Origin of the sequence: Pseudomonas sp. GD04158 (genome assembly GCF_029834875.1) — a bacterium.
GTDB classification, from domain to species: domain Bacteria; phylum Pseudomonadota; class Gammaproteobacteria; order Pseudomonadales; family Pseudomonadaceae; genus Aquipseudomonas; species Aquipseudomonas hydrolytica.
In genome coordinates this window covers 114,350-126,452 of the sequence record NZ_JAODYT010000005.1, presented here as the reverse complement: position 1 = coordinate 126,452, position 12,103 = coordinate 114,350, and the positions used below count along the sequence as shown (strand labels likewise).

Sequence of the window (12,103 nt, the reverse complement as noted above, 5' to 3'; positions counted from 1 at the left end):
AATATTGCCAAGCACTTAGCGGGCGCCGGACGGCGCCCCGTGGGGAATTACTCGGGCATGCTCCAGGGCGCCAGATCGAAGCCCTTGCGGCGCAGCTCGTCACGCGAACGCTGCAGGGCGTCGGCGAGTTGCTGTGGGTCGCTGTAGGTCGCGCTGGACAGTTGAGTGCGGCCGAGCAGGCGAGTGCTGGTGCGGTCGATGACGCTGATGCTGACGACGCCGGTGCCGTCCTGCGGGGCCCAGGCTACGCATTGGAACGGGCGGAAGGCGCGATCGGCAATCAGCAGGGCTTCGTTAAAACGCAGCGGTGTGTTCATGGGGTCGGTTTCTCCGAGTTGATCCCAGCAAATTAGTGGCGGCCCGTGGTTTACCAAGAGGGCCTTTCATTGCTGTTGATGAACGCAGGCGACCTATAAGTCACACACCATTGAAAAAAACTTTTAATGCACTTGCGAAGTGCCTTGCAAAAAACTTCCAGCGTCTCGCCGATTACAACTTTCTAGTCGGAAAGTTCCGCTGTCCTATTGCTGGTCACCGGCCCCAGCCCAACGCCAGCGGGGGCTGGAGCGACGACATGGGCGTTGCGTTGGTGGCGATAGGCACTTACCGCCTCATATACCGATTTGCGCAGACGGTTAATTCCACCGATCGGTCGATGTTCCGCGAGTGCATGCCAGGGATTGAAGGACAAATTGTCGCAGAACAGGTTTTGTTCACGGCTATCGAAGTCCTGAGCCGGGACGGTAATACGTGCCACGCTTTCGAAGGGCGAAATCTTTTCGCTCCACTCCACGCTGGTGTCTTCGATGGGCATGTAGTACTGCGCGTTCTGTTTTTGTACCTGCAGTTCGAAGCAGGCCGGAGCACGATCCAGGGACAGTTGCTGGTACAGCGCATTGCGCAGGAAGTTGGGCAGGTCGGTGTTCTGCTCGGGCAATTCATAGGGCGGGCAGTTCTGCGGTGCCGGCACCACGCGGTACTTGATGTTCAATGAGCCGAGCTTGAACGGGGCGATGGAGTTGTAGGTGGTGGCCACCGGCGTCTCGGGAGCCGGCGCCAGGGTCTTCAGGGCGATGAAGAGATGGCGTATTTCCCAGGTGCGCGGGTCCCAGCTGGGAAAGAAGGCCAGTACCTTCTTGCCGTCGGCCTGGGCGGCGAAGTTGCTGCGGTACTCGGCCACGTCGCGGACGAAGAACGCCGTGTTGTTGAACATCACGAAATCCTGATCGCCGGCATGCAGCGGATTTTTCATCAGTTTCTCGCCGGGCACGTCGAGAAGCTTGATGGCCATGCCTCGGGCATCGCGCGCGCGATCGAACTGCGGATAGGCGTTGCCGTTGGACAGGCGCATCCAGGCCTGCCAGGTGTGGCCCGGCTCGGCGAACACGCCCTGGCGCAGGCTCTCGTCGAGATCGTCCAGCACCTGGACTTCGGCCCTGACACAACCGTGCGCCTTGGCGTGGGCGTCACGCAGCACGCGGGTGTTGTCACGGTGCTGTTCGACGATGCGCACGGCGTCCTCGATGATCAGGCGGGTCAGCGCCGCCTCGTCGGCTGCGATTTCTTCCTGCGTGGAAACCGGCCCGGAGAACTTCCAGGCGTAATAGCCTTCGCCGATGCCCCAGCCGATCAGGCCGAGCACAATCAGAGTGAGCAACAGCTTGCCGAGCAGCCGACCGAGCCAGAGCCAGAAACGTTTCAACATGCTTGTGATCCTTGTTCCGGAACGCGTCAGTGGGGTCAGCCTTCGCAACTGGGGCCGGGTGTCCAGGCTTTTGCCGGCACTTCGGTGAGCTGGGCTTCCAACCCGTCGTTGCCGAGCACCTTGAGATATTCGATCACCGCCAGGCGCTCATCCGGCGCCAGTGCACGGCCGATCACTCCCTGCTGGCGACAGCCATCGCGGAACTCATGGCCGCCGTTGCCATTGCCGGTTACCCGCGTGTCGAACAGGAAGCCGCCGGGGAACGCTTCGCTGCGGTAACCGACCCGTACCGGATCGAACTCGAAGTTGCCGACCCAGAAGCGGGTCTGCCGTTCGTACACCGGCGACAACAGCTCGAACAGGTTGGCCACCGAACCGTTGTGCAGGAAGGGCGGGGTGGCCCAGATGCCGTCGAGCGGGCGCGCCTTGTAGCCGCGTTTCTCCTGCACGCCGATCGACAGGCCGTAACCGTCCATGCGCCAGCGCTGCCGCGGGCTGATGCCGGCATCCTGGTAGGCGCGGTTTTCCACGTAGGCGGTGATGTAGGCCAGGGCCTTGGCGCTGGAGATGCTCTTGAAGTCGACCTCGTCGAGGCTGGCGCCGAACAGTTGCACATCCAGACGCGACAGCTCGGCCTTGGTCCAGCCCAGACGACTGATGTCGAAGCGGTGATCGGCGATGTTGTCGGCCGTGGTCGGGTCGGTACCGACTATGTCGGTCGGCACGATGCGCATCTTCCATTCCGGATCGCGCGCAGGGGCCAGTCGCTGCTCGCGCGGCTTGGGATTGGGGGCGTGGCAGTAGGCGCAGTTTTCGCTGTACAGGGCTTTGCCGCGGCTGGCCAGGGGCAGATCGATCTTGCCGAAGATCGCCTCGGGCCACTGCGGTGGCTGCAGCTGCTTGAGGGTTTCCTCCAGCGTATAGAGGTCGTGCAGACGCACGCTGGAGGCATAGCGGTCGGCCTCCGTGACGCCTTGGCCATGCTCGTCGAGCAGGTGCAGGCTGGCGCCTACCCCCAGAGCCTCGCCGACGTTGCGCGCCATCGGCTGCATGGCAGAGCCATTCCATTGCACCCAGTCGAACTTCCAGATATCCCACAGGTGCGGGTAGCTGACCGGTGCATTGGCGATGCGGTAGTTGGCTTCGTCCAGTGCATCGCCGATTACGGTATTGGCGATACGGCCGAACGCATCGGTACGGCCGAAGCCTTCTTCCGTTGGATAGAGGCCGCGGTGCCAGTCATTGGCGGCAGTGGCCAGCAGGCGATCGAGCACCTGCTTGAAGTCCTGGCGCAGGCGATCACGATCCTGCGCGTAACGATCGCCAAGCACCTCCTGAGCGAAACGGCGGAACTTGAGCGGGTTGTAATAGGTGAAGGCCATGCTCATGCCCAGCGCCTGGCCGAAGCCCCCGCCGCGCAGGGTCGGTACCGTCGAGGCCAGTGAATGCAGGGCGGCGCCGCCGTCGATACGCACCGCCTGGCCCTGGTAGCGCAGTTCGCCGGTGTGACAGGCGGCGCAACTGATATCCAGAAAGTGCTCGCCGCTCTCGTTGTCCTGATGGCGGGCGAAGCCGACCGGCAGATTGCCGGGGTTCAGAGAAGTGGCGCGTTGCTTGGGATCGGTAAGAAAACCGAAGCGGGCGAGATAGTCAGGGCGCGCGAATTTCTCGCTGCCGAAGGGCATTTCCAGGGCGACGAACCAGTCGTAGCGCAGGCCTTTAACCGTGGTGCCCTGAGGGGTGTAGTAATAGGTCTGGCGCTGCTCGTCGCTCCACTGCTGCAGATAGTGCAGCTGTTCGGGCGGCTCGAACCTGGGCAGGTTCGGGTTGGCGACGTAATAGAGCACTACCGCCAGACCGATCAGTACCAGCACCAGAACCAGCTTCAGGGTACGGCGGAGCAGACGCATCGGAGACTTCCTTGTGGCGTTCTTATTAGTGGCCCTGTTATGCCAATCCTGCAGACGCTTGGCAAGTTGCCATCGCCATGAACATGAAACTCCTGCAATAACCAACTGGAACAAGCGATATAGAGAAATGGTTTATGCAGTGTCAAAGTTCTTGCTAGCGTTACAGTTGTGCGCGCCAAATCATTGTTTTTATTGATATTACAAAATAATGGCGCCAAGGAAGGGGTATGTTGGATGTCGTTTCCGTCGCATCCCGGCAATTACTGGTGGTCGAGCCGCTAGGCGCGTGCGAACAACTACTCCTTCCTCTGCAGGAGGCAGGTTGGGCGCTGCGCCGCGGCACACTGCAGTCTCTGCAGGGCAGCTCCGGCGATGTGGTGCTGATTCATCTGCACGAGCAGCCGCTGGCGCCGCTGCTGGCTCAGCTGCGCAGCATGGAGGCCAGCTGGGTGGCGGTGCTGGATTCGCAGACCCTGGAGCGGGGCGAGATCGCCGAATTGATCGGCGAATGGTTCTTTGCTGCCCTGGCGCTGCCCACCACCCCGGAAAATCTGATGGAAACGCTCTCGCAGGCGCAGGCGAACGCGCGCCTGCGCAGCCTGCAGGGCGAGCGGCAGGCGCGTCAATTTCTGGGCAACGGCGCCCAGGCGCGTACGCTGCGCAAGCAACTGGAGCAGTTGAGCGAGGTGCCCAGGCCGCTGCTGATCAGCGGCGAACGCGGCAGCGGCAAGACGCTGCTGGCGCGCCTGCTGCATGAGCGCTCTTCACGCGCCGGCCATGCCCTGCAGCGTCTGGATTGCGCCGGGCAGGCCGAGGCGCTGTTCGACCGGCCCGGGCATGCGGGTGCGCTGGCCGTGGCGGCGACAGGCACGCTGCTGCTCGAGGGCCTGGCCACATTGTCCGCGCCGACCCAGCAGCATCTGTTGCAGCATCTGCACACCCATCCAGGGCTGCACCTGATCAGCATCAGTCGTGGCGAGCTGGAAGAGTCGGTGCGCCAGGGGCGCTTTCGCGAGGACCTCTATCGGATGCTCGCTGACGTGCGCTTGCAGACGCCCCGGCTACGCGAGCAGCGCAGCGACATGCTGCTGCTGGCCGAACATTTCGCCAAACTGCATGGCGCGGTAATCGGGCGCAGGCATCGGCATTTCAGCGAAGAGGCTGTCGATGCCATGGTCGAACATGCCTGGCCCGGCAATGTGCGTGAGCTGTGCAATCGGGTGGTACGGTCCCTGGTGCTCGCCCAGGGACGGCAGATTCTCGCGGGTGATCTGGGGCTCGAGGCCGGACGGGGGCCGGGCGCCGCGGTGACCACGCTGCAGGACTACATTCTGCGGGCCGAGCGCCAGGCGTTGAACGATGCCCTGGCGCGCCATGCCAACAACATGAGCCAGGCGGCCCGCACCCTGGGTATTTCCCGCCCGACCTTCTACCGGCTGCTGCACAAGCATCGCCTGCGCTGACAGCCTTCGGCTGTATCGTCGGCGAAACACTGTTAAGGTGCTCAGCGAATGTTTCGCCAAGGAGATTGCCATGCACCCGTTCGATGCCGATAAGCCCCCGAAACTTGCCATGCTGCTGGGTTATGCCGGCCTGGTGCCTTTCGTGGGCGGCGCACTGGGCATCTGGGTGATTCCGCTGGGCTGGCGGCCGTTCGTGCTGAACGCACTGCTGGATTTCGCTGCAGTGATTCTCGCCTTCATGGGCGCCATTCACTGGGGCCTGGCGATGCGTGCGGAGGAGACCGACGAGAACGCTCAGCTGCAGCTTGGCCTGTCGGTGATCCCCCCGATGCTCGGCTGGGCGGCGCTGGCCAGTGGCTTGCCCATGGCCTTCACCTTGCCGATCTTCCTCTTCGCCTTCATCGGCCTCTATCTGGCCGACATGCATGCGGTGCGGGTCGGGCTGGCGCCGCAGTGGTATCCGGCGTTACGCACACCCCTGACGCTGGTGGTCTGCGGCAGTCTGCTACTGGCCTGGGCCAGTGTGCTGATTCGCTGAGCCCAGCAGCTCGGCAACCTTCTCCAGCGCAGCCTGCCGGCGCGCCGTCCAGCCGCCGGTCAGTTCGCAGAAGGGCTGATCGTTGCTGGTCAGCCAATGTCGACAGGCCTGATGAAAGGCCAGGCGCTCCTGCAATTGCGGCTGGCAGCGCTGGCCATCTTCCACCCAGGGCACGCCCTGCGGATCGAGCAGCAGATGCAGGTCGTACTGGCGCGCGCACAGCTCCTGCTCCAGCCAGGCCGGGCAGTCGCCGAACAGGCTGTGGCTCCACAGCATGTTACTCAGCAGATGCGTGTCGAGGATCAGCAAGGCCGGCGCCGCTGCGCGGGCAGCATCTTCCCAGGCCAGTTGGCCGCGGGCGATGGCCGGGATATCGGCGTAGCAGGTGTCGCGTTGCTCGCGTTCGATGAAGTGGCGCACGTATTCGCCCACCACCACGCCGCCGAAGCGTGCCTGTATCTCGCCTGCCAGCCAGCTCTTGCCGCTGGATTCCGGTCCAGTCAATACCAGAATCTTCATCGACTGCCCCAGATGGCCGGGTCGCGACGCCAGCTCAGCCAGCCGCTGATGGCCAGCAGGGTGAACGCGGCGTACAGCGCGGCGGTCAGGTACAGGCCGCTGTGCAGGAAGAACGCCACGTAGCACAGGTCCACCACCACCCACAGTGCCCAGCACTGCAGGCGCTTCTGCGCCATCCATAACTGTGCGACCAGACTGAAGGCGGTGAGAGCGGCGTCCAGCCAGGGCGAGCTGGCATCGGTATGGGTGGCCATCAGGTAGCCCAGCGCCAGCGCGCCGATGCTGCCCGCCAGCAGCCCCGTGAGCACGCCGGCCGGCCGCAGGCGACTGACGGTGCGCCCGTCATGCCGCTCGCCGCCGCGGGTCCATTGCCACCAGCCATAGAGTTGCAACGCAGCGAACAGCACCTGCAACAGAAGGTTGGAATACAGCCGCCAGTCGTAGAACAGCCAGGCGTAGAGCAGCACCATGATCAGGCCGATGGGCCAGCACCAGGGGTTCTGCCGCACCGTCAGCCAGACCGCAAGGATGCCGAGCCCGGCGGCAATCAGTTCGAGCCAGGACATCTGGCGCCCTCGTCAGGAAAAGGGAGCGATTGTACTGATCTGCCCGACCTCAGCACACCAGGCTGTCGGCCTGCCGGTAGAGCATCAGCAGCTTGCGGGTGATGGTCTGCTGGATGTCCTCGCGTTCGAAGCTGGACAATCGCGGCAGGCGCGCCAGTTGCAGGCGGTGCAGATGGAGATATGGCATCTGCTGGTCGAACTCGCGCAGGTCGCCCTTCATCAGCACCGGCAGGAAGACGTCGCCAATCTTCTTCTGGTTGCTGATGATCTGCGCCAGCGCGGGCTTGAAGGGCATCGTCTTGGGCGTGGGGCCGCCGTCCTTGATCTGCGTGCTGAGCAGCAGGCCCGGCTTGCCCAGCACCTTGCCCGGCAGCACGCACAGGCCGGTCTTGCGAATGGCCTGGCTCTCGATGCCGTGCAGGGTGTCGTGGAAGGCATAGGGGTTGGGCAGCACCACCATCTTGCGGCCGAGATCGGTGGGGAAGTGCAGGCTGTAGTTGGTATACAGCTGGCCCACCGACTCGGAATAGACGCACAAGCGATTCTCGAACAGCTTGATGAAGCGCTCGGCCAGCTCGCGGCGGGCCATGCTGTCCAGGTCCCAGATCAGATCCTGATTCTGCGGTCGGCTGAAGTCGACCTCCTGGTGCTCCATGCTGCTCATGCTTTTCTCATATGCGGAACTGTCCCAGCAGGCGACCGAGCTGATCGGCCAGCTGTTTCAGATGCTGGCTGGCCGCACTCGACTGTTCGGCGGCTTCGGCCGTGTTATGGGCGAGAGCGGCCGTCTGCGTGACGTTCTGATTGATGTCTTCCACCACGTGCGACTGCTGCAGGGTGGCGCTGGCGATCGAGGCGTTGAGCCCGGTCAGATTGCGCAGCGATTGTGCGATCTGCGCCAGACTTTCGCCAGCCTGGCTTGCCTGTTCCACCGTTAATTGTGACGCACGGCTGCTGTCATGGATGACCTTGACCGCCGCCTCGGAATTGCTCTGCAGGCGTTCGATCATGCCCTGGATCTCGGCGGTGGACTGCTGCGTGCGCTGTGCCAGCAAGCGGACCTCGTCGGCGACCACGGCGAAGCCGCGACCCTGCTCGCCGGCGCGGGCCGCTTCGATGGCGGCATTCAGGGCGAGCAGGTTGGTCTGTTCGGCGATCGAGCGGATCACCTCCAGCACGCTGCCGATCTGCGTGCTTTCGCTGGCCAGCGACTGGATCACCTCCACGGCCTTGTCGATGGTCCCGGAAAGCTGGTCGATCTGGCGCAGGCTGGCATTGATGTTCTGCTGGCCCTGGCTGGCCTGTTCTTCGGCCGTATGCATTTCGCTGGAGGCATGCTCGGCGTTCTTCGCCACGTCCTGCACGCCATAGGTCACTTCGTTGACCGCCGTGGCCACCAGCTCCATCTGCTGCGCCTGTTGCTGGCTGTGTCGCTGTGCTTCGCTGGAAATGTCACCCAGCGAGCGCGCGGCCTGATCCAGCGAGCCGGCGGATTCGAGCAGCTGGCCGATCACCCGACGCAGCTTGTCGGTAAAGGCATTGAAATGCGTGGCCAGGGCAGTGAGTTCGTCGCGGCCATGAGTGTCGAGGTTGCGGGTCAGATCGCCTTCACCGCTGGCGATGTTGGCCATGGCGTCTACCGCTATTTGCAAGGGCTGCGCGATACTGCGGGTAATCAGCACGACCAGAGCGGTCAGCAGCAGCACGATCAGCAGACCCATGCCCACCGCACGCATCGCCTGCGTCCTGAATTCGGCCTGGACATCGTCCACATACACGCCGGAGCCGATGATCCAGCCCCAGGGCTGAAAGAGTTCGACGTAGGAGATCTTCGGTACCGGGTCAGTGGCGCCAGGTTTCGGCCAGCGGTAGTCGACCTGGCCAGCGCCCTGGCTGCGGGTGATGGCGACCATCTCGTTGAACAGCGCCTTGCCGTCCGGATCCTTGAAACCGGAAAGGTTCTGCCCCTCGAGCTTGGCATTCATCGGATGCATGAGCATGACCGGGGTCTGGTCATTGATCCAGAAGTACTCCTGGCCGTCGTAGCGCAGACCGCGGATGACTTCCATCGCCTGCTTCTGCGCTTCCTCGCGGCTCAGGCTGCCGGCGCTTTCCAGGCCCTGGTAATGCTTGAGGATGCCGGCCGCGCTCTGCACCACGTGCTCGGTCTTCTCGGCCTTGCTGGCGTACAGATCGAGATTGATCTGCCGCAGCATATAGGCGCCCTGAAGCACCAACATCAGGATGGCCAGCGCCAGAATCAGCCACAGACGACGGCTGATGGGAAGACTACGCAAACTGTTCATGAAGAAATTCCTGATTGTTGTAATTGTCGGGCTGAGGCGTCTGGAACGGCTATTGGGCAGCGCTGTCACCTCGACGCATCATTCATGTTAGTTGTCTGTTAGCATCTCGGCCGCTCGGCAAAAAACTGAATAGTCGCCGGGCGCGCCGTCGCAAGGAACCTGTGCGACGGGCCTGTGTCCCAGGGCCGGGACTTTTGCTTCAGTTTTTACTCGTAAGGCACTTGCCGCGTTTGGGGGAATCGATGGATATCTGGATGGCCTTTCAGGCCCTGATCCTGGGCATAGTGGAAGGCCTGACCGAGTTCTTGCCAATTTCCAGCACCGGTCACCTGATCGTGGTCGGCGATCTGCTGGGCTTCAACGGAGAAACCGCTACAGCGTTCAAGATCATCATCCAGCTCGGCGCCATTCTGGCGGTGATGTGGGAATTCCGCGCGCGGGTGCTCGGTGTGGTGCTGGGGCTGCGCAGCGAGCCGCGTGCGCAGCGCTTCACCTTCAACCTGCTGCTGGCCTTCATTCCGGCTGTGGTTTTCGGCCTGGCCTTTGCCGATCTGATCGAACACTGGCTGTTCAATCCGATCACGGTGGCCACCGCCTTGATCGTGGGCGGCATCATCATGCTCTGGGCGGAGAAACGTGAGCACGCCATCCAGGCCGAGTCGGTCGATGACATGACCTGGAAGCTGGCGCTGAAGGTCGGCTTCGCGCAATGCCTGGCGCTTATTCCGGGAACATCCCGTTCCGGGGCCACCATCATCGGCGGGCTGGTGTTCGGCCTGTCGCGCAAGGCGGCCACGGAGTTCTCCTTCTTTCTGGCGATGCCGACCATGATCGCCGCCACGGTCTACTCGCTGTTCAAGTACCGCGACATCCTGCAGTGGAGCGATCTGCCGATCTTTGCCATCGGCTTCGTCAGCACCTTCATCGTGGCGATGATCACCGTGCGCGCCTTGCTCAAGTTCATCGCCAATCACAGCTATGCGGTGTTCGCCTGGTACCGCATTGCCTTCGGTCTGGTGATTCTCGCCACCTGGCAACTGCACCTGATCGACTGGAGCACGGCGCAACCGTGAGCGGCAACGAACGCAAAGGGCGCCTGAGAAGTTGGGATGACGCCAAGGGTTTTGGTTTCATCCAGCCGCAAGACGGTGGAGCCGAGGTTTTCGCTCATATCTCGGCGATGCGCGGCGACCGCCGCCCGCAGCCGGGTGACGAGGTGCTGTTCGTCGCCGGGCGTGATCCGCGCGGTCGGCCGCGTGCCGAACACCTGCGCCTGGCCGGTGAACTGAGCCTTGATCGGCCGGCGATCCGGCGCAAACCGAAAACGCCCGGCACGGCGGCACCGGTAGTGCGAAAGGCTGCTGCCAAATCCACACACCGATCATCGACTCAAGGCTCCATCCATAACTTTTCCAGCAAGGCCTTGGTGCTCGCTTTGCTGTGCATCCTGCCATTGCTCGGCTGCGTGACGCTGTTCGGCAAGGGGCTCTGGTGGATATTGCCGCTTTATCTGCTGGCCAGCCTGCTGAGTTTCCTGCAGTACTGGCTGGACAAGCGCAGCGCTCAGGGTGGCGGACGACGCACGCCGGAGAACACCCTGCATCTGGTGGAGCTGATCGGTGGCTGGCCGGGTGCGCTGGTCGCTCAGCAGACCTTCCGCCACAAGACGCGCAAGGCCTCCTATCAGGCGCTGTTCTGGCTGATCGTCGCGGCGCATCAACTGTTGTGGATCGATTGGCTGCTGCTCGACGGCGCCTACATCGCCCGCCATATCCCGCTATTCGTCCAGTAGCAGACCGGGCTGCAGGCGCTTGGGCAGTCGGCGTACCACCAACTGATGGGAACGGGTCAGCAACTGGCGCAGCTCTTGGTCGCCAAGCGGTAGCTGGCGGGCGCTCATGCTGACCCAGTGCGCTCGCGCCAGATAGGGCGCGGGGCGAATGCCGGGGCGGTCGACGTAGCCGAGAAAGAGGTCGTGATCGACCTTGAAGGCCAGATCCTCGCCCAGAAAATCGAGGATGGCGAACATCTTGTTGCCGGCTACCGAGAACACCCGGTTGCTGCCCCACTTGAGGTCTTCGCGGGCGCCCGGCAGGCTGAGGCAGAAGCTGGCGATCTGGTCGGGCGTCATGGGCATGTCCATCGCTGGTCGAAACGGCAGTCTATCGGTTGGCCGACTCGCTGCGTAGCCGCTCGATCTGGCGCCGGGCATAACCGATGAAAGCGGCCAGTGCCTGGGGCCGCTGAGCCAGGTCATCCCTGGCCTGGCCCAGATAGACGTCTCGCGCGGTTTCCAGCAGCGGCCGGTGCTCAGGGGGCAAGCGCTCGAGCAGCCAGTCGGCCGCCACGTCCTTGGCAGCGATCTCGCCGCTGCTCAGCGTCAGCCAGATGCGTGCCAGGGCCAGGACCACGTTGCACTCATCGCCCAGCCAGTCGTCCGGTCCGTTCCATTGCGCCGCGGTGTCGTGCAGGGCGTGAATCATGTCCGCCTCAGGCACCGGCTCGAACAGTTCGGCAGCCGGCGGGCCCAGCAGGCTGATAGCGTGCTGACGCGCCTTGCTCAGCAGGATGGCCAGGTCATGATCAGCCATGGCCGGCTCGAAGCGACCCGCCTGCAGCTCGTCGCGCAGCCATTCGCCGAACTGCAGTTCGCGCATCGGCCGATAACGCCAGGGCCGCACGGCGTCGTGCACCAGCAGCGTCACCTCCAGCGGGCGCAGGTGCGCGGTGGCCGGCCAGGCCGACAGCCTCAGCAGGTCGGTCATCAGGGCCTTGCGTGTGCTGTCGCTCAGGGGCGTGCGGACGGTGACCAGCAGATCGATGTCGCTTGCCGGTTTGAGGCCGCCGCTGACGGCGGAACCGAACAGATGCACCGCCAGCAGGTTGTCGCCAAGGTGATGATGCAGGAGGGTGAGGGCATTGCTGATCTGCAGGTTCATGTTTTCGCCATTGCGTTTCAGGTTGCGCTGCACTTTACCGCCGTTCGGCCTCGTCTCGCAGATGCGGGTTCCCGAAGCCCGGGTCTGGTCCCTGATAGCGTTCCACGCCATCTGAGGTGTCTGGCAGGATTATCTGCGTGGCTCCCTTGGGATGCCG

At 63.4% G+C, this 12,103-nt stretch carries 13 protein-coding genes; 4 read left to right on the top strand and 9 right to left on the bottom strand.

Going from position 1 to position 12,103, the window contains the following annotated elements:
• Positions 1 to 47: 47 nt before the first annotated feature.
• From N7333_RS03845 to N7333_RS03835, 3 genes are all read right to left on the bottom strand, one after another.
• Entirely contained in the window at positions 48 to 317 is a 270-nt protein-coding gene (locus N7333_RS03845) for a hypothetical protein (RefSeq protein ID WP_003246940.1), read from the bottom strand.
• Between the two features lie 182 nt (positions 318 to 499).
• On the bottom strand, positions 500 to 1,705 hold the full coding sequence (locus N7333_RS03840; RefSeq protein ID WP_279858502.1) for a catalase family protein: 1,206 nt from the start codon (positions 1,703 to 1,705) through the stop codon (positions 500 to 502).
• A 35-nt stretch (positions 1,706 to 1,740) separates the two neighbouring features.
• Positions 1,741 to 3,615: a cytochrome c gene (locus tag N7333_RS03835; RefSeq protein WP_279858501.1), complete on the bottom strand. Its 1,875-nt coding sequence runs from the start codon at positions 3,613 to 3,615 to the stop codon at positions 1,741 to 1,743.
• A gap of 227 nt (positions 3,616 to 3,842) precedes the next feature.
• Here N7333_RS03835 and N7333_RS03830 point away from each other — a divergent pair, with 227 nt between their 5' ends.
• Positions 3,843 to 5,078, top strand: coding sequence for a sigma 54-interacting transcriptional regulator (locus N7333_RS03830; protein WP_129482752.1), 1,236 nt, complete (start codon positions 3,843 to 3,845; stop codon positions 5,076 to 5,078).
• Positions 5,079 to 5,148: 70 nt separating this feature from the next.
• Positions 5,149 to 5,616 carry a DUF3429 domain-containing protein gene (locus N7333_RS03825; RefSeq protein WP_003246936.1) on the top strand — a complete coding sequence of 156 codons (468 nt, stop codon included), beginning with the start codon at positions 5,149 to 5,151 and terminating at the stop codon, positions 5,614 to 5,616.
• Here N7333_RS03825 and N7333_RS03820 read toward each other — a convergent pair.
• The 4 genes from N7333_RS03820 to N7333_RS03805 are packed head-to-tail and all read right to left on the bottom strand — an operon-like array spanning position 5,584 to position 9,007.
• A complete protein-coding gene (locus N7333_RS03820) occupies positions 5,584 to 6,135 on the bottom strand; it encodes an AAA family ATPase (protein ID WP_129482751.1) in 552 nt (183 codons plus the stop codon). The two genes, N7333_RS03825 and N7333_RS03820, sit on opposite strands and share 33 nt — an antisense overlap.
• The gene (gene pnuC / locus N7333_RS03815; protein ID WP_096826443.1) at positions 6,132 to 6,701 is read right to left on the bottom strand and encodes a nicotinamide riboside transporter PnuC; all 570 of its coding nucleotides are present in this window, start codon (positions 6,699 to 6,701) and stop codon (positions 6,132 to 6,134) included. Before pnuC ends, N7333_RS03820 begins: the two co-directional genes overlap by 4 nt.
• A 49-nt stretch (positions 6,702 to 6,750) precedes the next feature.
• Complete coding sequence (locus tag N7333_RS03810; RefSeq protein ID WP_003246933.1) at positions 6,751 to 7,365, bottom strand: hypothetical protein; 615 nt, start codon at positions 7,363 to 7,365, stop codon at positions 6,751 to 6,753.
• 7 nt (positions 7,366 to 7,372) lie between these two features.
• Positions 7,373 to 9,007 carry a methyl-accepting chemotaxis protein gene (locus tag N7333_RS03805; RefSeq protein ID WP_003246932.1) on the bottom strand — a complete coding sequence of 545 codons (1,635 nt, stop codon included), beginning with the start codon at positions 9,005 to 9,007 and terminating at the stop codon, positions 7,373 to 7,375.
• 242 nt (positions 9,008 to 9,249) lie between these two features.
• Between N7333_RS03805 and N7333_RS03800 the strand changes: the two genes are divergently transcribed.
• Positions 9,250 to 10,080, top strand: a complete 831-nt coding sequence (locus N7333_RS03800; RefSeq protein ID WP_012018574.1) for an undecaprenyl-diphosphate phosphatase — start codon at positions 9,250 to 9,252, stop codon at positions 10,078 to 10,080.
• Positions 10,077 to 10,799: a cold shock and DUF1294 domain-containing protein gene (locus N7333_RS03795; RefSeq protein ID WP_012018575.1), complete on the top strand. Its 723-nt coding sequence runs from the start codon at positions 10,077 to 10,079 to the stop codon at positions 10,797 to 10,799. The genes N7333_RS03800 and N7333_RS03795 overlap by 4 nt, the downstream gene beginning before the upstream one ends.
• On the opposite strand, the gene N7333_RS03790 is transcribed toward N7333_RS03795, so the two are convergent.
• A complete protein-coding gene (locus N7333_RS03790) occupies positions 10,785 to 11,138 on the bottom strand; it encodes an MmcQ/YjbR family DNA-binding protein (RefSeq protein WP_003246929.1) in 354 nt (117 codons plus the stop codon). The genes N7333_RS03795 and N7333_RS03790 overlap by 15 nt on opposite strands.
• Before the next feature lie 31 nt (positions 11,139 to 11,169).
• Positions 11,170 to 11,946 carry an AadA family aminoglycoside 3''-O-nucleotidyltransferase gene (locus tag N7333_RS03785; protein ID WP_129482749.1) on the bottom strand — a complete coding sequence of 259 codons (777 nt, stop codon included), beginning with the start codon at positions 11,944 to 11,946 and terminating at the stop codon, positions 11,170 to 11,172.
• Between the last annotated feature and the right edge of the window lie 157 nt (positions 11,947 to 12,103).